At 61.3% G+C, this 23,951-nt stretch carries 4 protein-coding genes; all 4 read right to left on the reverse strand.

The window, feature by feature from the left end:
* Positions 1–2: 2 nt before the first annotated feature.
* The 4 genes from Q6A51_RS08535 to Q6A51_RS08550 are packed head-to-tail and all read right to left on the reverse strand — an operon-like array spanning position 3 to position 23,939.
* On the reverse strand, positions 3–1,646 hold the full coding sequence (locus tag Q6A51_RS08535) for a cyclic peptide export ABC transporter (protein ID WP_201017081.1): 1,644 nt from the start codon (positions 1,644–1,646) through the stop codon (positions 3–5).
* Positions 1,643–5,428: a non-ribosomal peptide synthetase gene (locus Q6A51_RS08540; protein ID WP_304574553.1), complete on the reverse strand. Its 3,786-nt coding sequence runs from the start codon at positions 5,426–5,428 to the stop codon at positions 1,643–1,645. The genes Q6A51_RS08535 and Q6A51_RS08540 overlap by 4 nt, the downstream gene beginning before the upstream one ends.
* A complete protein-coding gene (locus Q6A51_RS08545) occupies positions 5,425–14,472 on the reverse strand; it encodes a non-ribosomal peptide synthetase (protein ID WP_304574554.1) in 9,048 nt (3,015 codons plus the stop codon). Before Q6A51_RS08545 ends, Q6A51_RS08540 begins: the two co-directional genes overlap by 4 nt.
* A 2-nt stretch (positions 14,473–14,474) precedes the next feature.
* On the reverse strand, positions 14,475–23,939 hold the full coding sequence (locus Q6A51_RS08550) for a non-ribosomal peptide synthetase (RefSeq protein WP_304574555.1): 9,465 nt from the start codon (positions 23,937–23,939) through the stop codon (positions 14,475–14,477).
* Between the last annotated feature and the right edge of the window lie 12 nt (positions 23,940–23,951).

Raw genomic sequence — 23,951 nt, forward strand, 5'->3', positions numbered from 1 at the left:
CCTCATTTCACCAGTTGGAAAGGGTTTTCGGTCTCGCGGTCGTAATCCACCAGATGGCCGTAGTCGAGGCGATAGACCCGGTCGGCAACATCGAAATAGCGGTCGTCATGGGTAATGGCGATTACCGTCTTGCCGGCAGCCTTCAACTCGGGCAGCAGATCGTTGTAGAACACATGCCGGAATACCGGGTCCTGATCCGCCGCCCATTCGTCCAGCAGGAAGACTTCCCGGCCTTCCATCATCAGCATCAACAGCGCCAGGCGTTTGCGCTGGCCCATGGACAAGGATGTGGTGGACAGGCGCCCGGCCGCGAACTCGACTTTATGGGCCAGCCCCAGACGCTCCAGATAATGATCCACCCGAGCCTCAAGCCCTTCATGATTACCTGCTTCGCCCAGCACATCGGCGAACAGATAGAAGTCGGCAAAGATGGCGGCGAAATGCTCGCGATGCCACTCGCTGGTGCTGATATCGAGCACCACATCATTGAGTGAAACCTGGCCCGAAGTGGGTACGTAGAGCCCTGTCAGCAACTTGGCCAGGGTCGATTTGCCACTGCCATTGCCGCCGACAATGAAAATCAGCTCGCCACGGCGAATCGACAGGTCGATCGGCCCCAACTCAAAGGCAAACTCGTCACTCTGGCCGGGATAGCGATAACGCACGTTCGACAGGCGCAGCTCCTCAAAGGGTTGCGACGCCTGTGCGGGCGCCGTGAACTGCACCGTTTCGCCCAGGGCCAGAGCATCGATGGCCTGCAAAGCCACATGACCGCGAATGACTGCCGGAATGGCATCGAGGATCATCGAGATCGGCGTGCGCAGGAACATGATTGCCAGTACGTAGCCCACCACCACCTGCTGGTTCAGCCAGCCAAGCCCCTGGCCAAGAAAGAACAGCGTACCGATCAGCACGAATACCAGCAGAGTCGTCCAGTTGAGGTTGATCGCCCACAAGGTATCGGCGCGCACCGAGGCATCCAGCGACGCCCGTGCGATGGGCTCCAGCTTGTGCTGATAGAGCTGATGCCGGCGCTCGCGGCTCAGGCCCAGTTCGCAGCGACCATGAATGGCCGCCTCGAACTGCTCGGTCAACTGGTCATCCTGGCGCCGTACCGCCTGCATCAGAGCCTTGACCTTACGCCCGAGCAACACATCCAGGCCGACCCCGAAGGCAATAACCACCAGTGTCAGGAAAAAGAACGGCAGGCTCAGCCAGGCCATGTACGCCAGCCCAGCCAGCAACAGCAAGCCGTTGTACAGGGAAATCGGCAGTTGCTTGAATGCCGTGGCGACTGTAGTCACGTCCTTGGTCAGGGCGTTGTAGATGCGCGGGCTGCCCAGCCGTTCAATACGTTCCAGCGCAGTGCCCAACACCTTGCCCACCAGCCGCAGCCGCAACTGGTAAACCAGACGATGGCCAATCTGTACCAGCAACCATTGCGAAGTGACACCGCTGATAAACAGCAGGACCAACAAGCCACCGAACATCAGCAAGGCCTGGCCGATATCGCCAGGGCCTTGTTCCAGACTGCGGTTGATGTAGCCGATCAGGCCGATACTGGCCGCTGCACTCAAGGCACTGCTCAGCACCGCAAGAAAGATGCGCCATCGAGCGTTATGCAGCAGTTCTTTCAATAGAATCATGATGCCGATACCGCCTTGGCAGAGGTTTGCAACAATAGAGGCAACAGGCTTTCGGCCAGTCGAGGCTCGCCCGGTATATCGTGATGCCCAACGTCCAGCACCCACTGGCGAACGGGGTGCCGCGTATGCGCTTGCCACTGGGTACGCAAGTCACCATGGACATTGCCGCGCCAGAGCCAGAGCGGCACATCGACGATGGGCAAGGTCTGCTCATACAGGCGCGTCTTGATCGAGCGATATTGCCCCAGCAGCGCAAGCAGTTCGGCGTCGGCCGCTTCCCATTGCAGATGCGAGCGTACCTGAGGATCGTTGAGCAACAGCGTAACGCCTTCGGCATAGTCATGACCGGCCAGCAGCCCCGTCAAACGCTCTCTTAACGATTCGCCAATCGGCTGCGCGTGGCTGCGGCAATAGAAGGAAAAGTCGGCAATCAACTGCCCTGCCTCATCGCCCTCGCCTGCCAGACTGCGCTGGGCATCGTGATCGAGCACGGCTAGCCCTGCGATGTTAAAACCGCTGGCCTGCAAATGCGGCACCAGCAACAAGGCCAGCCGCGAAGCCAGGCTCCAGCCCAGCAGCACCAGCGGGCGCTGTTTCAACTCGACAGGAATGCTCGCCACATATTGCTGCAACAGCGCATCCATATCGCTTTCGTCCCAGCCTTTTTCCAGAGCTGCAAGGCCGAAGACCGAGACTTGGGTGCCAAGATTGTCCGCCAGTGGCTGATACGCCTGCAGATGCCCTTGGGCTCCGTGTACCAGCAGCAAGGCTGGCGACTGTTCATCGGCTTTCTTCAAGACTTTCCAGGGGCCGCTGCTCTCGCCATTGCCAAGGCCACTCACCAGGTCACGCACGGTATGGCGCTCGAACAACAGATTGGTCGGCAGGTTGAGCGACAGACGCTCGCGCAGCAGAGACACCACCTTGATCGCCGCCAATGAATGCCCGCCGACCGTAAAGAAGTTATCGGTCACGCCCAGGTCGTCGACACCCAGCACTTCGCACCAGATGGCAAGAATAGCGGTTTCCAGTTCACCGACCGGCGCCACTCGCGTGTTTTGCAGGCGTTGCCGGGCACGCTCCAACAGGTTCTTGCGATCCAGCTTGCCGTTGCTGTTCAGTGGCAGTGCCTTGAGCTCCAGAATACCGCTGGGCAGCATGTAGTCCGGCAACTGGCGAGCCAGACTGGCGCGCAGTTGATCTGTTGTCTGAGAGCCGGACTCGTCCTTGACGATAAAGGCCAGCAGACGCGCATGATCGCCTTCGCCATCCAGCAGCACAGCCGCCTGCAAAACGCCTTGCTGGCCCAACAGTGCCTGTTCGACTTCCGCCAGCTCCAGGCGAAAACCGCGAATTTTCACTTGTTGATCGTTGCGGCCCAGAATGCGCAGTGCGCCATCAGCCTGACGCAAGGCCAGATCGCCGGTGCGATACAGGCGACTGCCACTGAGCGGATCGATACCAAAGGCAGAGCCGCCCACATCCCCCACATAGCCGCGTCCGACACTGCTACCGCTGATGCACAACTCACCGGCCTGTCCCGGCGGTACTGGTCGCTGCTGTTCATCGAGCAGATGGATGCGGTTATCTCCCAGTACCTGGCTCAATGCACTGCCTGCCACGCCCTGATCGAGATCAATCGCTCGCCATAGCACTCCGACCGTGGTTTCGGTCGGGCCGTAATGGTTGTACAGGCGACAGGCCGGTTTAGCCTCGGCCAGACGGCTCAGCAAATGCTCACCGACGGGTTCCCCGCCCAGCACCAGGACCTTGCGAGGAAGAATGTCGGCAGCGTGCTCGCCCATCAGGGCTTCAAGATGCGAAGGGACGATCTTGAGGACATCCAGCGGATGACGCTGAAGTTCTTCGGCAAACGCCCGGGCATCGGTCACGGTGGACTGCTCCAGCACATGCACGCACCCGCCTTGCAGCCAGGCCGGGAACAGCACAGTGTTGCCCAGGTCCGCGAGTAACGACGATACCAGTCCATAATGCCCGCCCTCGGGCAATTGCAGCGCCCGGGTCACTTGCGTGGCGTAATGGCGCAGTTGAGCCTGTTCGATCTGCACGCCTTTAGGCTTGCCACTGGTGCCCGAGGTATAGAGCACGTAGGCCAGGTCTTGGGCAGCCACAGGTTGCGGCGTCCCGAACAGCGGGCCATTGCTGGCTTCTGACCAGCTCAAAGTCCTGAGCGACGTTTCGGGCAGCAGGTCTTCCACATGCAGCAACAGCGCCGGTCGAGCGTCGTCGAGAATACCGGCCAGACGCAACGGTGGCTGCTTGGGGTCCAGCGGCAGATATGCGGCACCGACTTTGAAGCAGGCCAGCATCGCCACCAGCATTTGCGCGCCGCGTGGCAGGTAAAGACCGACCAGTTGCTCGCGTCCCACACCGGCCTGATGCAGGCTGCCGGCCACACGGTCGCTCAGGGCATCGAGTTCGGCGTATGAGAATATTTGATCCGCATAGCGTAATGCCGGCCGATCCGGTTGGGTCCGGGCGTGAGTACGCAAGGTCGCGATGATATCGAGATCGGTCTCAAGAGCCGGACGCGCCGGTGCCAGCAGCAGTTCCTCGGGCAAATGAAGGTCGAAGCCATTGATCAACCCGTTGGGCGACTGCACCAGTTGCTCCAGCCAATGGGCAAAACGCTGCAGCAATACCTGCGCCTGTTCGCCACGGTACAAACCGCAGTCATAGGCCAGCGCCAGTTGACCGCTGCCTTGTGCATCGAGAGTCAATTGCACGTGCAGTTCGACCGGCGTATCAAAAGACAACACGTGCAGGTCTTGCAGTTGCGACGTGTACAGCACTCTCAGCCCGGTCTGGAAACTGGCGCGCCATTCCGGCAGCAGTTGGGCCTGGCCTGCATATTCCTGCCATTCGACAGCGTTTTCCAGCTGACGGGTCAGTTGCCTGGCCAGATTGACCAGGGTGCTGTGTTCAGAAAGCTGCACCACCATCGGCAGGGTCTGCTCGAAAACCCCATAAGCGCCCTGCAACTCTTCATAGTCATCGCGAGGATCATGCTGCAAGCCAAGCTGGCCATGCTGCTGACCATTGAGCCTGCCCAGCAGCGACCCCCAGGCTGCAAGTACCAGTTGCTCGACTTCCACGCCTTCGCGCTCGGCCAGTGCATTCAGTGCAACTGGCAATGTACGGGCAAGTTCCAGGCTGACCCGCGCATGGCTGCCACTGGCGATGCCATAGCGTTCGATCAGGCGCATGCCCGGCACATCCTGTAACGCGAGGTTGCGCCAGAACTGCGCGCCTTGCTCGGCATCTTCGTCCAGTTGCAGGCCGTTGATCCACTCGACATATTCGCCGTATTGCATGGGTTCGGCTTCAAGCGCTGCACTACGGCCCAGTAATTGGTCCTGCAACTGGATCAGGCTGCGCTGATCAAGTGAATAGACCGGAACCGCCAACAGCAGGCTGTCGTCCAGCAGCCAGGCCAGTACATCCGGTTGTTCTGTCTGGCAATGGCTTCGGGCCTGCTCCAGCCAGCCTTGTGCATCATGACCATCGCTGGCCTGAGCCTGACGCCAGTCCAGGCGCAGCTCGCTGAGTTCGGCAACCCGCTGGCGCAGCGCAGTGGCACCGACCGGACGCTGATAGCGCAGGCGCAGGGCCTCATGTTGTTCCAGGCAGGCCCGCAGGCGTTGTTCGATCGTGCCTGCGGGCACGCCCGCCAGTTGCATCCGTACCCAGCGCCAGGCCTGTGGATTGGTCTGGGCAAGCTGTTTCTGTTGCGGTGAAAGCGTTAATCCAAGATCCATCATGGGTTCAACTCTGCGTGGGTCTCTTCGGTCTGCGCCGGGGCAGCCATTACCTGATCACGGCCATAGATCTCGCCCATGGCCACCACAATCTTTCGCTCTCCGTCGAACGGGTCCCGTGCGTGGGCCGCCAGCATGTTATCGAGCATGACCACATCGCCTTGCTGCCAGTCAAAACGCACAGCACAACGGTCGTAGGCAGCGTTAATGGCCTCGATGGCGCTTTCTTCAAGCTCCGATCCATCGCCGTAGAACACCTGCCTCGGCATGGTCGCCGCGCCGTCGCGCAGGAACTGCTCGCGGATATCGGCATCCAGAAAGGCCGGATGGTAGAGCTGGATCTGGTTGAAGAAGCTCTCCTCGCCGGTCAGCGGATGCAGGATCACGGCCGGGCAGACCTGGCGAGTGTGCAGGTCGTTGGCGCCGCGCCACTGGAATTCGATATTGCTTTCACGGCAGATCCGCTCGACTTCGGCACGTTCCTCGGTCTGGAAGAAGTGCTGCCAGCTGACGTCCAGGCTGGTGCTGAAATTGCGCACATACATCAGTTGTTTGCTGCGCAGCTTCGCCTGCAACCAGGCCGGCAGTTCACGATAGACCTCGCGGCTGTCGACAATCGGCGTCGCGCCACCGGTGGTGGCCGGAATCTCGCAGTAGAACCACTGCCGACGCGGCCAGCGATGCTGATGCGCGCTTTCGTTGTGGAACAGGATCATCCGGTCCTTGGGGTATGGCGTGGACTTGTAGATGTTCTTGCCGCCCTCTTTTTTCGGCAGGTCACCGTACTGGCCATAAAGCTGCGGGCACAGGGCCTGGCAAAAGGTCTCGAAATCGACCGGTGTCGGCAGATCGAAACCACGGAACAGAATGCCGCCATGCTCGCGCAGCCAGTTTTCTACCTTGTCACGGTTGGCCTCGGCCCAGATGGCCGGCGCCAGTTCACGGTCGCGCAGAGTCACCAGCAAGGGGAATTTCGAGCCTTCGCGCAACGGCCGGGCCTCGATGGGCTCGCGGGTGGCCGGGGTGCCACTCTGGCGCATCTTGCCCAATTTGCTCATCTTGCGTTGCACCGGGTTGTCCGTGGACATTGCAGCAGCTCCCTTTACAGTCGGAATCAAGGTATCGATAGGGTTTTCAGGCGCACCGAGGGCCATTTCCAGTAGCGACTCGAAAGCGTCTCGCAGGCGTTCGATCGTGGCTGGGCGGAACAGGCTGGTGCGATACACCCAGCGCAGGCTGATCGCATCCCCGTCTTCACTGGCAAACAGCGCCATGTCGAACTTGGAATGATGCTGCTCGCCGGTCAGCGGCTCGACCTGCAGGTTGCCCAACTGGCGTTGCTGACGCGGCGTGTTGTCCAGGACAAACAGCGTTTGCAGCAACGGATGCAGGTTGGCCACACGCGGCAGTTCCAGGCATTCAACAACACGCTCGAACGGCGTGTCCTGCCAGGCGAACGCTTGCAGGCAAACCTCTCTGACCTGCTGCGCCTGCTCACGGAAACTCAGTTCCGGTTGCAGACGGATACGCAAGGCCAGCAGGTTGACGAAGAAGCCGATCAGCGACTCGGTATCCGGGTGGTCACGATTCGCCACATCGGTGCCGATTACCAGGTCCCGGCCTTGAGTCTCGCGCTGCAACACGGCGGCATAACAGGTCAGCAACAGCATGAACGGTGAAGTGCCGCTGTCCTGGCCAAAGGCCTTCAGGCGCTCTACCGTTGCGGCTGACAACTGGAAGTCCAGCGCTGCACCAGTACCGGTGTCGCGTTCCGGGCGCGGAAAGTCGAACGGCAATGGCACTTGCGACGGGATACCCGCCAGGGTACGTCGCCAGAAGTCCAGACCTTCACGCTGACGCAACTGAACTGCGGGCGAACCTTGCCACACGGCATAGTCGACGTACTGGATCGGCAGTTCGCCCTGCGCGGGTTGCAGGCCTGCGCTGTAGGCTTCGTAGCCCTGAATCAGCTCATCCACCAGCACCGCGCCGGACCATCCATCTGAAGCGATATGGTGCATGACCAGTTGCAGCACATGTTCCTGCTCGCCAGTGCGATACAGCACCGCACGCAATGGCGCCTCGCTGCCCAGATCGAAAGGTCGCAACGCAACCTCGCGGGCCTCGACCGGCCATTGGGCGTCACTGGAGGCGATCACTTGCAGCTCTACCGACAGATCCCCATGAATCCGCTGGCGCAACTCGCCGCCCTGCTGGTGATAAGTGGTGCGCAAGATGGCATGCCGACTTACCAGTCGCAGCAATGAGCGTTGCAGGGATTGCTCGTCCAGTTCTCCGCGCAAACGCACGTTGCTGCTCATGTTGAAACTGCTGTCGGCCAGATCCAGTTGCTGCATCAGCCAGACCCGCTGCTGCGCCGAAGACAAGGGCTGTTCGATTTGCTGATCGACGTGAGGAATCGCCAGCGAGCCGATATCCAGATCACGCGCCAGGCCTTCGAGCCGCGCAGCCAGTTCAGCCAGTACCGGGGTCTCGAACAGCCAGCGCAGCGGCACTTTGAAACCCTGCTCGCGCAAGCGCCCACGCACCTGGGCAGCCATCAGCGAATGCCCACCCAACTGGAAGAAATGGCCGTCGACTGGAATCTGCTGGCGTTTCAACACTGCGCCCCAGACTTCAGCCAGCAAGGTTTCGCTGGCCGATAGCGGACGCTGGACGGCGCTGCTGGCAGAGGTTTCCAGTTGCAAGCGTGGCAATTGCTTGCGATCCACTTTGCCATTGGTGTTAAGAGGCAACTGTTCCAGTGCCTGCATATGCGTCGGCAGCATGTAAACCGGCAAGCGCGCCTGCAAATAGTCGCGGATCTCGGTTTCGTCGGGCGGGCTGCCTGCCTCTGCAACCCAGAAGGCAGCCAGATGCTCGCCCTGCACCGCCACGACCGCCTGAACCAGTTTCGGGTGACTGAGCAGAACCGCCTCGATCTCGCCCAGTTCGATACGGAAACCGCGCAGTTTGATCTGATCGTCGGTACGGCCCAGGTAATACAACTGCCCGTCGGGTTGCCAGCGCGCCAGATCGCCTGTGCGGTACAGGCGACTGCCATCGGTGCTGAACGGATCGGCAATGAAGCGCTCTGCTGTCAGGCCCGGTTGCCCTGCATAACCACGGGCCAGACCATCACCGGCGATATACAGCTCACCCACGCAGCCAGGCGGCACTTCGCACAAATGCTCGTCGAGCACGTGGCAGCGGGTGTTGAGCAATGGCCGGCCAATAGGCGCGACAGGTAATTGCAGCGCATCGATCGGGGTCTGGGTAGACCATACGGTGGTTTCTGTCGGGCCATAGACGTTGACCAGATGAGCCACGGATTGCCGCAGCTCAGTCGCCATTTCCGCCGATAGCGCTTCACCACCGGCCAGTGCCACACGCCCGGCCAGCACTTGGCGGTCGCCCTGCAACAGCATGGCCCAAGTGGCAGGTGTTGCCTGAATCAGCTCCACGGACTGATTCTTGATCAGACTGGCGAGCAACACAGGGTCCTGACGCTCTTCATCATCGGCCAGCACCACGGAACCGCCGCGCACCAGCGGCAGGCACAGCTCCAGACCGCAGATGTCGAAGGTGACAGTGGTCAAGGCCAGGTAACGCTGCACGTTGTCCAGTGGCAACGCTTGCTCCATGGCCAGCAGGAAGTTGGCAAAGTTGCCGCGACTGATCTGCACGCCCTTGGGCTGCCCGGTGGAGCCCGAGGTGTAGAGGGTATACGCCAGTTGCTGAAGGTTTCTGCCCAGCGCCGGAGCCTGTGCCGGGAACTGCGCCAGCGGCAGATCGGCCCAGAGGTAGCTGCGCAGTTGCTCCGGAAAGTCGGCAGCCCGCGCATCGCAGAGCAGCAAGTGTGGCTGCGCCCGATTGAGAATCTGCGCCTGACGGGCCGCTGGATGACCGGGATCGAGCGGCAGGTAGGACGCACCGGCTTTCTGGATTCCCAGCATGCATACCAGCAGTCTTTCATCCCGTGGCAGGCAAAAGGCAACCGCCGATTCGTGACCGACGCCCTGCGCCAGCAGCCAATGGGCCAGCCGGTTGGCCTGAGCATCCAGCGCTGCGTAGCTCAAGCGACGGTTTGCGCTGAATACCGCGACGCGCTCGGGATGCAGGGCCGCCTGTACTTCAAAGCGCGTCACAAAATCCGCTTCGCAGTACACGTCCATGGACATGCCCGAGGTGGCCAGTCTTGCAACCGAATCCAGCGGCACTTCCAGCAGGTTCTGCTGAAGATCGAGGCGGGTCAGGCTGCCGAGCAGGCCCTGATAATCCTCGACCAGACGCTGAGCGGTTTCAGGACGCAGCAGCGCGGTGGCGTACTCGACAATCAGGCGGGTATTGGCATCGATGCCACGGCCTTGGGTGAACAGATTGAACGTCAGATCGAACTTGGCACTGACCACGCCGTCCGGCAGTGCCAGTGATTCGACGCTGACGCCCGGCAGGCTGAAACGGCGGGAGTCGCCATGGTCGATCTGGTAGTTGAACAGGTTCTGGAACACCGGCGTGCGATCCAGGTGGCGCTCGAAGTCCAGCTTGTCCAGCAGTTGCTCGAACGGCAACTCCTGATGGGCCATGTCATCGGCCAGTTGCCCGTTCAGGGTCTTGATGAACGATTGCAGGCTTTGTCGGGCATCGATCTGTACACGGTGAGCCAGGGTGTTGACGAACAGGCCGACCAACGCCTGACCCGCTGCCGACTCACGCCCTGCCACCGGCAAGCCGATGGCGAAATCAGTGCGCCCGGCATGACGCCACAGCAGAAGCTGGTAAGCAGCAAAGTACAGCACGAAAGGCGTAACGCCCAACGCTCGGGCCTGTGCATCGACTGCCGCGCTCAGAACACCCGGCAAGACAAATTCGTCACGGGCACCTTCGTAGGCCTGCACCGCTGGCCGCAGACAGTGATCGGGCAGCTCAAGAGGTTCATTGCCCAGACCTTGCAGGCGCTGCTGCCAATAACCCAGCAATTGCTGGCCTTGCTCGCCGTCCAGACGTTGCCGCTGCTCTTTGATGAACGGCAGCAAACCGGTTGTTGCAGGTGTTGGCCGGTCCTGATAGATCAGCGCAAAGTCCTTAACCAGCAAGCCCATGGACCAACCGTCCACGGCAATGTGATGCACATTGAACAGCAGACGGTAATCATCCGGCGCCACGCTGAATACATCGATGGCCAGCAACGGTCCGTTGACCAGATCGAAGACACGTCGGGCGGCCTTGGCGATGGTTGCCTGTTGCTCGGACTCGCTCAGGCCGCTGAGGTCATGCACATTGAAGATCGGCGTGCCTGTCTCCTCCAGACGCTGCCAGACCTGCCCTTGCTCTTCAAAGAAACGGCAGCGCAGCGCTTCATGCCGATGGACCAGCGCCTGACAAGTGCCTTGCAGTCGTGGCACATCCATATTGCCGCGCAAGGCCAGCAACTGAGTGACGTTATAAGCCGTTTGCGCCGGATCGAGCTGTTGCATGAACCACACCCGTTGCTGAGCGTGGGACAAGGGCTGAGGTTGATTGGCTGCCTGGGCCACTGCCTGCGGCGCAACGGCGGATGCTGCGACGGGTTTCAGCACACCGGCCAATTGCCGAGGCGTCGGGTTTTCAAGCAGTTGCCGAGGCATAAGGCGCAATTCGGCCTTACGCAGGCGGGCAATCAATTGCAGGCTGAGGATCGAGTCGCCACCTGCGGCAAAGAAGTCGGCATCAGGCCCCAGCCCCGGTTGCTCAAGCAACTCGCGAAAGGCGTCAAGAACCGTGGACAAGGCCGGCTGCTGGCGGCAATCGATGCACAGGGCCATGCCCGCCAGCGTGGAATGCTGCAGGACGTCCCGAGGTTTCAACTTGAGCCCGGCGCGGGAAGCGAGGCCGATCAGTTGCAGACTGAGAATCGAATCGCCACCGAGGGCGAAAAAGTCATCTTCTCGCCCGACCTGCGCACAACCCAGCACTTGGCACCACAACTGCGCCAGATGCTGCTCCGTGGCCCCCATCGGTGGCTGAGCGACTGCGCTTGCTGCTTCAGTTTCAGGCGGCTCCGGCAAGGCGCGGCGATCCAGTTTGCCATTGGCGGTCAGCGGCAGTGTGTCCAGCACCAGCCAGTGGGCAGGCAGCATATGCTCCGGCAATTGATGCCTGGCCTCGGCTTGCACGGCAGCCAGTTCCTCAGCGCTCAGCGCGGGGCTGATATACGCCACCAGTTGTGTCCGGCCTTTGATTTCCTGTGCCAGCACCGCACCTTCGCGAACCTGTGACCGGGCATTGAGCCAGGCACTGACTTCGCCCGGTTCGACCCGGAAACCACGGATCTTGACCTGATCGTCCTGACGACCGAGGAATACCAGACGCCCGTTGCGATCCAGGCGAACCCGGTCGCCGCTGCGGTAAAAGCGCTGGTGCTGGCTATGACCATGACCCTGAGCCGTAGAACCGAATGCCTTTGCAGTCAGTTCAGGCTGGCCGAGATAACCCTGTGCAACCTGTGGGCCTGCAATCAACAGCTCACCGGCCACGCCCAGCGGAACCGGAATGTCATTGCCATCGACAATGCGCAGTTCACAGTCTGCCAATGGCTGACCCAAGGGCAGATACTGCCCCGACTCCAGTGAATCGATGGACGAAATTTCGCCACAGATCACGCCGACCGTGGTTTCCGAAGGCCCGTAGTGGTTGAAGATGCGCAGTTGCGGTGCCAGTTCGCGTACTTGCGTGAACAACGCCTGATCGAAGCCTTCGCCACCCAGAATCAGCACCTCTCTTGGCAACACCCGTCGGGCATCGTCCAGTGCCAGCAAACCGCGCAAATGCGAGGGTGCGATTTTCAGGCAGTCCACCGGCTGCTGGTCGAGGAAGTCGGCCCAGCCCGGTGGGTCGAAGGTCAGGGATGCGGGCGGCAGAACAAGAGGATCACCGGCATTCAGGGCTGCGAATACGCACGTCAGGCCCAGATCCGCAGCCACGGTGGCCAGGGTCGCCCAACGGCTGCCAGACTTTGCCTGCAAACGTTGGCCAACAGCCGTCGCGTAATGCGCCACATTGGCATGGGTGACCAGCACGCCTTTGGGCTGACCGGTCGAACCCGAGGTATAGATGAGGTAAGCAGGCAGTTGCGGCTGGCTCAGGCTTTGGCCCGAACCCACAGGCGCGTCAGCCGACCAGTCGCCAGCACTCAGCTCAAGGCGCGCAATGTCGACACCGGTTTCAGGCGCTTCGGCCAGGGTCAGCCACAGGCTTGCGCCACTGTCCTGCAACAGTTGCGCAAGTCGCTGCGGCGGCTGGGCCGGATCGAGAAACAGGCAGACCGCACCGCGCTGCCAGCAAGCCAGAGTCGCCAGCAACTGCTCGGCGCAACGAGGCATGCACAGTGCAACCACATGACCCGGCCCGACGCCCTGCCCGGCCAGCTTTGCAGCCAACGACCGGCTGGCGGAACCCAGCGTTGCATAGTCAATGTTCTGCCCAGCGCTGCACAAGGCCGGCGCGGTCGGTGTATGGGTCGCCCAGTGCTGGACTTGCCGGTCCAGCGGCAAGGGCGTCGAGCCCAATGCCGGACCGCTCAGTTCGCTCGCTGGCGAAACCAGTTGCAGTTCGGACAGACGACGCTGGGGATGGCTGGCAGCCTGCCCAAGAATTGCCAGCAGGTCGTCCAGCATCTGCTCGACCGTGGCGGCATCGAACAATTCGTCGCTGTATTCCAGCTCGCAGCGCAGCCACGAGTCGGCGGTGCGGACCATGCGCAGCGTCAGGTCGAAACGGGCATGGCGCTGCGGCGGGTCAAGCACTTCGACCGCAACACCGGGCAGTTCCAGAGTACGGCTTGCGGGCAAGTCGACCTGTACGAACATGACCTGGAACAGCGGGCTTGAACGTGGGCGCTCAAGGCTTTCCAGCACATTCTCGAACGGCAGCAATTGATGATCGAAGGCGGCTGCGACGGTGTCACGGGTGCGCAGCAGTGCGCTGGTGAAGTCAGGGTTGTCCTGCAACTGCTGGCGGATCACCAACGTGTTGAGCAACGGGCCGATCAAGGGCACCAGTTCCGGCCGGTCACGCTGGGCGGCGGAAGTACCCAGACACAAATCGTTTTCGCCGCTGTAGCGGGACAGCAGACAACTGAAAGCGGTCAGGCCATAGATGTACAGCGTCACTCCCTGCTTGCGAATGGCTGCTTCGACTGCTGTCGTCAGTTCTTGCGAAAGCTCACGGGCAAGCACGGCACCGCTATGCCGGCGTTGGCTGGCTGCCGGGCGTGCTCGGTCCAGAGGCAAGGCCAGCGGCGCCGGAGCATCTGCCAGTTGAGCGCGCCAGAACTCGATGTGCTGCTGGCAACTGTCGCTGTCCAGCCACTCCTGTTCCCAGGCCGCGTAATCGGCGTACTGAATGCTCAACTCGGGTTGCCGGGCAGGTTCATTCCGTGCGAGCGCCCGATAAGCCTCGGCCAGTTCCAGAGTGAGCTGCTGAGCCGACCAGGCATCGTAGGCCACGTGATGGATGGTGAAAAACAGCCAGGTCGACTGGCCCTGCACATCGCTGAAGGCCTGCCAGCGCCAGGGTGCAGACTGGGCAAGATCGAAGGGTTCGGCGAGCTGGCGTGCGTATTCGTCGGCACACCATTGCTCGTAGTCGGCAGCCTCCAGTGTCAAGCGTTCGACCTTTGGCAGAGACACCTGCAAAGGTTCGCAATGGGGCTGCAACTGACCTTGCGCATCGGTCGTGTAGCGTGTGCGCAGGATCTGATGACGGTCGCTCAACTGCTGCATGGCCTGTTGCAGACGCTGGCCATCCAGGTCGCGGTCGAAACGCAGCACCGAGCACAGGTTGTAGAGCGCACGACTGCTCAGGGCTTCAGCCGACAGAAAGCGCCGTTGCGCCTGAGCCAGAGGCAGGTTTTGGCCTTCGCCGAGTACGGCAGGCACTATCGGCAGACGCCAGCTATCGATGCCCTTCTCGGCCAGACGCTGGCGGAACAGCTTTTTCTTGTCCGCAGGCAAGGAAGCCAGTCGCTGTGCAATCTCCAGGAACGCTTGTTGCGTCATCCCACTCATTCTTATTCTTCCATCTCTGATAGCAGACGCTGCATTTCGTCCAGGGCTTCATCCGTGGAAGGCCCTTGGGGTTTTTCGATCTGCTCGGCAAGCGCGGCAATCGTCGGGTTGTGGAACAGGCTGCGCAGTTCGATCTTGATGCCGAATCGGTTCTCGACCCGGGTCATCAAGCGCATCGCCAGCAATGAATGGCCGCCCAGTTCAAAGAAGCTGGTGAACACTCCGACTTGCGGCACTTCGAGCAGCTCCTGCCAGATTTCGGCCAGTTGCTGTTCCAGTTCGTTGCGCGGCGCCACTCCCTGAGTAGCGACCGGTTGCGGCGCAGGCAGGCTCTTGCGGTCGATCTTGCCGTTGGCGTTCAGGGCAAAACGCGGCTGCTCGATGAAACCGGCGGGGATCATGTAGCCCGGCAATACGCCCTCCAGATGGCGACGCAATGCCGCCTGATCCACCGGGCTCGGCGTTTGCAGCCAGGCGAACAGGCTCTGACTGCGCGCATCGATCATCACCACGGCTTCTTCCACGCCAGGGTAGCGGCGCAGCAGCGATTCGATCTCACCCGGCTCGATGCGGAAACCCCGCACCTTGACCTGGAAGTCACTGCGCCCCACGTAGGCCAGCCGACCGTCATTGCGGCGGCGCACCAGATCGCCGGTGCGATACATGCGGCTGCCAGGCTCGCGGGCATAAGGATCGGGCAGATAGGCCGCAGCCGTGATCGCAGCAGCATGCTGATAGCCACGGGTCACACCGGAACCTGCGATATACAGCTCACCGGTGGTGCCCAGTGGCACCGGGCGCAGCATTTCGTCGAGGACATAGCAGCGGGTGTTGAGCAACGGCGAGCCAATATCGGCAACGCCGCTCGGCACTTCCTGCAACGCCTGAGTCGTCGACCAGACGGTGGTTTCCGTCGGGCCATAGGCGTTGATCAGCGTCACGCCACGGCTGCGCAGCTCGGTCACCAGTTCCCCCGGCACCGCTTCGCCACCGATCAGGCCGCGTACAGGAGGCCAGTCGGCCTGCCCGGTTTCCAGCAGAATCTGCCAGCCTGCCGGTGTTGCCTGGAACACTGTGGCGCGACGCAGCAAGGCAAACAGTTGGTGCCCATCGACAACCTGCTCACGACGCGCAAGCAGTATGGCTGCGCCATTGACCAGCGGCAGGAACAGCTCCGGCTTGCACATATCGAAGGCGTAGGTGGTGCTGGCGAGCCAGACATCATCAGCGCCGAGTGGCAACTGCCGGTCTAGGCCTGCCAGCAGGTTGCTCAGGTTGTCGCGTGTGACCTGCACGCCTTTCGGTGTACCGGTCGAACCCGAGGTGTAGATGACATAGGCCCGTTGCTGCGGGTTGACCGCCAGTTTCAGGTTGTCGGCACTGTAGTCATCCAGCGCCAGTTGATCGAGCAGAGCCTTATCGACGCCGCTCAATGCCTCGGCACTCAGGCTTTCGCCAAGCACCAGTGCCGGACGCGCATGTTCGATGATGAAACGCAGGCGGTCTGCCGGATGTTGCGGGTCCAGTGGCAGGTACGCCGCCCCGGCCTTGTGAATGGCCAGCAGGGTTGGCAACAGCCATGGGCCGCGTGTCAGGCAGACGGCAATCAGGTCATCGGTGCCGACACCTTGAGCGCGCAGCCAATGGGCCAGGCGGTTGCTACGGGCATTGAGTTGCCCATAAGTCCATTGCTGGTCCTGGCAATCAACAGCCAGCGCATCAGGTGTCAGTTCCACTTGCCGCTCGAAACGGGCAATCAGGTCCACTTCGCGCTGCAGGGCCTGGGCTGGCAGGTTCCATGGGCGCTCGTCCAGCGCGTGATCGGCATTGGCCAGATCGATATCCCACAGGCGTGCTTCAGGTTGTTTCAGCATGCCTTCGAGCAGATTGCGATATTCGTCGGCATAGCGTTGTGCAGTGCGTGGCAGGAACAGGTCGGTGTTGTACTCCAGCACGCACTGCCAGTCCTCACCGTGCTGCTCGATATGCAGACCGATATCCACCAGTGCGCTGTCGCTTTCGACATTCAGGCGCTGCACCGGCACGCCGGCAAAATTGTGTTCCACCGATACGGCAACATCGCGCTGGATCAGGTTGAACAGTGCCTGGAACAGCGGCGTATGGCTCAGGTCGCGGCGCACTTGCAGGGCTTCCACCAAACGCTCGAACGGCACGTCGCCATGCTGTTGCGCCGCCAGATGTGTGGCTTGCAGTTGCTGCCAGAACTGCTCGACCGATTGCAGCGGATCAATGCTGCTGCGCAAGACCTGAGTGGTGGCGAAATAGCCGATCAGGTTATCGGTATGGGCTTGATGGCGATGAGCGACAGGCAGGCCGATCCAGATTTCACGCTGGCCGGAGTGTCTGACCAACAGGGTTTTCCAGGCAGCCAGCAAGGGGGCGAATGCCGTCAGGCCGTGGCTTTGTGCCGTTTCCCGCAACTGACCGACCAGCGTGGCGGGCAGGCTGAAGCGCAGGCGCTGGCCGTTGTAGCCTTGCTCCGCAGGGCGAGGCAAGTCGGTAGGCAGGTTCAACACCGGCGGCTCGCCTGCCAGGGTCTTGCGCCAGTATTCAAGCTGTGACTCGATCAGCGCCTGCCCGGCCGGGCCTTGCCAACTGGCCGCAATGTCGGAGAACTGCAACGGCAGTTGCGGCAGGCAAGCGTTGCGGCCTTCCAGAATGGCCTGATAGATCAGTTGCAGTTCATTGAAGAAGATCTCCAGCGAACGGGCGTCAGCGATGATGTGATGCAGCGTGACCTGCAACACGCTTCGGCCTTGACCTTGATACACGCGCACTCTGAACAGCGGCGATGCCGTGAGATCGAAAGTGCGCTGTGCTTCCTGGCTCAGTTTTTGTGCGAAAGCCGGGGAATGTTCGTCGACTTCCAGCGGCTCGATGCTTACCTGCACCGCTGCCTGATCCTCGACACGCTGGCGTGCGCCTTCGGCGGTGTCGCTGAATACCGTGCGCAGGCTGTGCTGACGGCTGATCAGTTGGGTCAGGGCCTGCTCCAGCACTGCCGGTTGCAGAACTGCATCCAGACGCAAGGCCAGAGACAGATGATAAGCCTGGGTATCGCCTTGCAGACGATCCAGGAACCACAGACGCTGCTGGGTGAAATGCAGCGGTGCCAAAGGCTCCTTGAAAGGACGCAGGATGCCTTCGGACTCAACACTGATCGCCGCCAGTTGCGCAGCCAGATCCCGCAGGACCGGGTGCTCGAACAGCGTGCGCAATGGCAGGCGTCGACCATGCTGTTCGGCAATACGCGCCACCAGACGCGCAGCCAGCAGCGAATGGCCGCCCAAGGCGAAGAAATTATCCTCGGCACCAATGTCGTTGCTGCCCAACAGCTCTTCCCAGAGCCGCGCCAGTTCCTGCTCCCACTCGCCGGAAAGCACACCGCGCTGGCCGTCGCGCTGGAGCGGCTCCGGCAACGCCTTGCGATCAACCTTGCCGCTCGGGCTCAACGGCAAGGTGTCCAGATGCACAAACTGACTTGGCAGCATGTAGTCCGGCAGTTGTGCGCCAAGGGTTTCGCGCAGCAGCGTTTCATCCTGCACATCGCCAGCGTAATAACCCACTAGCCGCGCCGCTTCACCGTTGCCCAGCAGCACGACAGCCGCCTCGCGAACGCCGGGGATACGCGCCAGTAATGCTTCGATTTCCCCCAGTTCGATACGGAAACCGCGCAGTTTGACCTGGAAGTCCAGACGGCCCAGGTAATCCAGGCTGCCATTGCTGTTGCGGCGTACCCGGTCACCGGTGCGGTACATGCGGGCACCGGCCACGAATGGGTCGGGCAGGAAAGCCGCTGCGGTCAGTCTTGGCGCGGCGAAGTAGCCACGGCCCAGGTTGGCACCGGCCAGATACAGTTCACCGGGAACGCCTGCGGCCACAGGTTGCAGGTCGGCATCCAGAACATAGGCAGCGGTATTGGCCACAGGCTGTCCGATAGGCACTTCCACGCCAGTCTCACTGCCATTGCGGATCTCGAAGGTGCTGTAGACCGTTGCTTCTGTCGGCCCGTAACCGTTGATGACCCTGGCTCCCCTGCCCTCGATGGCTTCGGCCAGCGCACAGGGCAAGGCTTCGCCACCGGAAATGGCCCGCACACCTTGCCAACTGCGCGAGGTATGAGCCACCAGCATCCGCCAGGTCGCTGGCGTGGCCTGCATGACCGTCGGTTGTGAAGCCAGCAGCAGTTGATCGATGGCTTGCGGGTCTCGCGCCTGTTCACGATCAGCCAGCAGGATGCTTGCGCCATGGGCTAGCGGTAGCAGCAGTTCGACAATGGCAATGTCGAAGGTCGCGGTAGTCAATGCCAGCACCCGGTCCTGACTGGTCAGCGGCAGGACTTGCTCGACAGCCAGCATCAGGTTCATCAGGTTGCCACGGCTGATCGCCACCCCTTTGGGCTTGCCGGTGGAGCCGGAGGTGTACAGCACGTAGGCGAGTTGATCCGCTGTCCATGCCGGTGTCCGGAGTGCTTCGGTCGAGTTCAGAGTGTCGATATCCAGCAACGGCACGCCGCTGTTCCACTCGGCCAACGCTTCCAGGCTCGCGGCAGTGCCCAGGCATATCCGGGGTTGCGCAGCTTCCAGAATGTAACGACCACGTTCCGGTGGCGTGTCTTCGGCCAGCGGCACATAGGCTGCGCCAGCCTTGAGGATGGCCAGCATGGTCGTAGGCAGACGGGCATCGCGGGGCAAGCTGAAGGCCACACGATCTTCGATACCGACACCATGGGCCTGCAACACTGCTGCCAGTCGTTCGGCTGCCTGATTCAGTTCGGCATAGGTAAGGCGCTGATTGCCTGACAGGACGGCAATGGCGTCGGGCTGACGGGCAACCTGAAGGTCAAAGGCCTGGAGAATGTCCTGATGGCCATCGACTTCAGGGCCGTCGAGACGTGCCAAGGCACGTTCGGCAGGTTGCCAGGCCAGTTCACCCAGGGCTTTTTCCGGTTGGTCGAGCAAGGCATCCAGCAGTGCCAGATATTGACCGGCCATGATTTGCACGGTCTGCTCGCGGAACAGATCGCTGCTGTATTGCAGGCTCAGGCTGATGCCATGCTCGCTGTCACGCACATCCAGGTGCAGGTCGCACAAGGCGCTGTCCGGACGGTTGTCCAGTGGCTCGGCGATGACATCGGTCAGCTCGAAACGCTCCAGCGCATTGCCCGGGAAGTAGTTGAACATGACCTGGAACAGCGGGTTGTAACTGACTTGCCGCGCCACTCCGAGTTGTTCGATCAGGTAATCGAACGGCAAATCCTGATGGGACTGCACCGACACGGAAAGTGCCTGCAACTCGCTCATCAATTGCAACAGGCTGCGCTCGCCGGACAGCTTCTTGCGGTACACCAGCGTATTGACGAAGCAGCCGACCAGAGGCTGCAACGCTGCATGATGCCGGTTGGCAGCCGGCACCCCGACAATGATGTCGTCTTCACCGCTGCGGCTGCGCAACAGCAACTGGAATGCAGCCAGCATCGGGACAAAATTGCTCCAGCCGTGACGGGCGCTGAAGGCCCGCAAGCGTGCGGTCAACGCTTCAGGCAGGCGCTGCTCGACGCGCCCGCCGTTCTGGCTGGCCTGGACGGGACGCGGAAAATCTGCCGCCAGTTCCAGTACCGGCAATTCACCTGCCAGTTGCCCGCGCCAGAAGCTCAGTTCCTGTTCGCAGGCCTTGCTGCTCATCCATTGATGCTGCCACAGGGCGTAATCGGCGTATTGCATCGATACTGCCGGGGCATCTGCGGCCAGGCCTTGACGAAGATTGCGGTACTGCTTGCACAAACCATCGATGATCAGTTGCAGGGACCAGCCATCGGCAACGATGTGATGGCAGTTCAGCGACAGGACAAACGCTTCGGGCGCCAGACGATAAAGCCTGGCACGCAGCAACGGTGCGGCTTCCAGATCGAACGGCGTCATTGCATCCTGGCGCAGCAGGTCGTGCAGTGCTTCTTCGCTGCGTACGTCGATCAGTGGCAGCTCAAGCTCGCTACGGGGCAGAATCACCTGGCTCGGCCCCTCGGCCCCGCTGATGAAGCCGGTGCGCAACACTTCATGACGGTCGAGCAAGGTCTGCAAGGCTGCCTGCAGGTCGGCGATACTCAGATCACCGGTCAGGCGCACCGCGCCGGCCAGGTTATAGGCCGGGCTTTGCGGGTCTAGCTGTTGCAGGAACCACAGCCGTTGCTGGGCAAAGGACAGCGGCAGTTTTTCAGGACGCGGCAAGAGCGTCGGCGATGACTTGGCGGTATCGGTACGGTTTTCCAGCCACTCGGCCATGGCGGCGATGGTTGGGCGCTCGAATACCACGCGCAGTGGCAGATCTTTACCGCTGAGCTTGCCGATCAGACCGATCAGTTGCGTGGCCAGCAGTGAATGGCCGCCCAGCTCGAAGAAGTTGTCTTCGACACCGACCTGATCAAGGCCCAGCACGCTTTGCCAGGCTTCGACCATCTGGCCTTGCAGTTCGCTGCTTGGCGCCACATAGCGAGCCTGGCTTTGCGCGGCAAAATCCGGCGCGGGCAAGGATTTGCGGTCAATCTTGCCGTTGCCATTGAGCGGGAAACGCTCCAGGAACATGAACGCGCTCGGAATCATGTACGGCGGCAGGTTGCCCAGCACATGCTCGCGCAGGGCTTCAATGCCCGGCTGGGTATCGGCTACCACATAGGCCACCAGCACTTTGGAGCGCTGCTGATCATCGCGGGCCACCACCACCGCTTCCCGGACACCTGGGTAACGGGTCAGGCAGGCTTCGATTTCGTCCAGTTCGATACGATGTCCACGGATCTTGACCTGATGGTCGGTACGACCGACGTATTCCAGATCGCCATTGGGCAGGAAGCGCGCCAGGTCGCCCGTGCGGTAGATACGGCTGCCATCGTTGGCAATCGGGTCCGGTAAAAACACCGCCGCCGTGCGTGCCGGGTCGGCCATGTAACCGCGACCGACACCCACACCGGCAACGAAGATTTCCCCCACTGCACCGGCAGGAATGGGTTGCAGGTCGGCATTGAGCAGGTAAAGACGGTTGTTGAGTGTGGCGCGGCCAATGGGCACGTTGATGCGTTGCTCGGGCAAACGCTCAAGCAACGGATGGAACGCTACGTCATCGGAGCATTCGGCCGGGCCATAGGCGTTCATCAACGGGATCGCGGGATAACGCTCGAACCAGCGCCGCGCCAGGGCTGGTGGCAGCGCTTCGCCGGTGGCCAGTACCCAGCGCAGACGCGAACGGTCCAGGCCAGCATCGAGCAGGCTCTGCATCAGCGACGGCACCGCTTCAAGAATGCTGATGCCATGCCGCTCGATGGCTGACGCCAGATCGTCGGGGTTCTGCACCACGCAATCGCCAAGAATCACGGTCCGCGCACCCAGCACCATACCGGCCAGGGTTTGCCAGACGGAGATGTCGAAACATTGCGGCGCTGTCTGGGCAATCACGTCATTGGCATCGAGCCCAAGCCCCGGCAGTTTACCGAGAATATTGTTGAGCATGCCCGCGTGGGCCACCATCGCGCCCTTGGGCGTGCCGGTGGAGCCGGACGTAAAGATGCAATAGGCCAGCGAGTTGTCATGAACCGGAATGTTCAGGTCGTCATCGCTGTAACTGCTCAATACCGACGTGTCGTAGAGCACCGACTTGAGTGGCTGCTCCAGGAGTTCCACGGCCTCCATCGCCAGCTCGCCCTGCCCTGCGCTGTGGATCAGCAAGGGCGTGCGGCTCTGGCGCAGCACCTGGGCCAGACGTTGTGGCGGGTTGCGCGGATCGAGTGGCAGCCAGCCTGCACCGGCCTTGAGGGTCGCGACGATCATCACCACCAGATCCAGACCACGCTCGTCGAACACTGCGATCAAGTCGTCGGATTTGACACCCACGGCCCGCAGATGCCGGGCCAGACGGTTGGCCGCACGGTTCACCTGGTCGAAAGTCAGGCTCTGTTCGCCATGCACAATGGCCACGCGATCGGGCGTCTGGCGAACCTGTTGCTGTAAACGCTCGATATACAAAGGTTGCAGCAGTTGCTCATCAGCGGCCAGACCACCACCGGCCCAGACCTGATGCTGGAGGGTAATTTCGCGTTCATCGAGCATGGCCAGATGATGCAAAGGCGTTTCGGGCTTCGCGCTCAGCGCTTCGCCCATATTCAGCAGCAAGGTCCGGAAATGACGCAGCATCTGCTCGATTTCGTCGCGCAGGAACCAGTCGGTCTGATAGGTCAGTTGCAAATGCAGACGTTCGCCCGGAACAATCACCACCGTCACGGGGTAGTTCGTATGGGTGCGGTTGGCCATGTCGCTGATCAGATAATCCAGCTGGCTCTGACGCAGGTCGGAAGCAATCGGCGCGTTCTCGAACACGAACAGGCTCTGGAACAGATCCTGACGCTGCACTTCACTCCAGCGCTGGATCTCGGCCAGGGAAACGCTTTCGTGCTCCCGCAGGCTCAGGTTTTCGGTCTGCAAGGCTTTGAGCCATGGGCCCAGCGCATCGTCCGGCTGCCAGCTCCAGCGTAGCGGCAGGCTATTGATAAACAGGCCGACAATGCTTTCCATACCCTGCAAGTGAACCGGACGCCCGGCCACAGTGATACCGAACACCAGATCGCGATCACCGCTGTAGCGCGCCAGCAACAAAGCCCAGGCGCCCTGCACCAGGGTGTTCAGGGTAATGCCGTGGCGGGCAGCGGTGTTTTGCAGGCTTTGGGTCTGTTCGAGAGTCAGATGCTCGACGCAGTCTTCAACGGGCTCGGCGACATCCTGGATACGCCCCACATGGCCAAAGCCAAACTCGTTGGGCGTATCGAAACCAGCCAGGCGTTGCTGCCAGAAGTCCTGATGATCTTCCGGTTTCTGGGTTTCCAGCCAGCGAATGAAATCGCGGTACGGACGCGGTGCCGGCAGGTTCAGGCGGCGGCCCTCCTGAGCAGCGCGGTAGCCGTTGAGGAAGTCCATCATGATGATCGAGAAGCACCAGGCATCCATCAGGATGTGGTGATAACTGCGCACGAACTGATAGGTGTCGGGTGCAATCTTGTACAGCCTGACCCGCATCAAGGGTGCCTTGGTAAAGTCCAGCCCCTGGGCGCGTTCTTCGCTCAGCAACTGCTCAAGACGGTCCTGTTGCTCGCTGTCACTCAGGTGCGACCAGTCTTCATAGGTGATCGGCAGTTCGACCTGCTTGTGTACCACCTGCATCGGACGCTTTTGCTGCTTCCAGACAAAAGAAGTGCGTAGCAACTCGTGACGCTCTACCACCTGCGCCCAGGCCTGGCGGAAAGCTTCCAGATCGAGGTCGGGCATGACCATGACATGGCGATATTGCAGCAGGTACATCCCCTTGCCGGGGTGCAGCAGGCTGTGGAACAGCAATCCTTGCTGCATGGGAGCCAACGGGTAAATCGCTTCGATATTGCGCGAAAGTGCTTTGACCTTGTCGTTCATGCTGACGGTATC

It is taken from the genome of Pseudomonas serbiensis (assembly GCF_030580745.1).
Classification (GTDB): Bacteria; Pseudomonadota; Gammaproteobacteria; order Pseudomonadales; family Pseudomonadaceae; genus Aquipseudomonas; species Aquipseudomonas serbiensis.

Bases quoted from the DNA above. Each gene is read 5' to 3' on its own strand.
- Q6A51_RS08535 (WP_201017081.1), bottom strand. From the start codon at position 1,646: ATGATTCTATTGAAAGAACTGCTGCATAACGCTCGATGGCGCATCTTT.
- Q6A51_RS08540 (WP_304574553.1), bottom strand. From the start codon at position 5,428: ATGATGGATCTTGGATTAACGCTTTCACCGCAACAGAAACAGCTTGCC.
- Q6A51_RS08545 (WP_304574554.1), bottom strand. From the start codon at position 14,472: ATGAGTGGGATGACGCAACAAGCGTTCCTGGAGATTGCACAGCGACTG.
- Q6A51_RS08550 (WP_304574555.1), bottom strand. From the start codon at position 23,939: ATGAACGACAAGGTCAAAGCACTTTCGCGCAATATCGAAGCGATTTAC.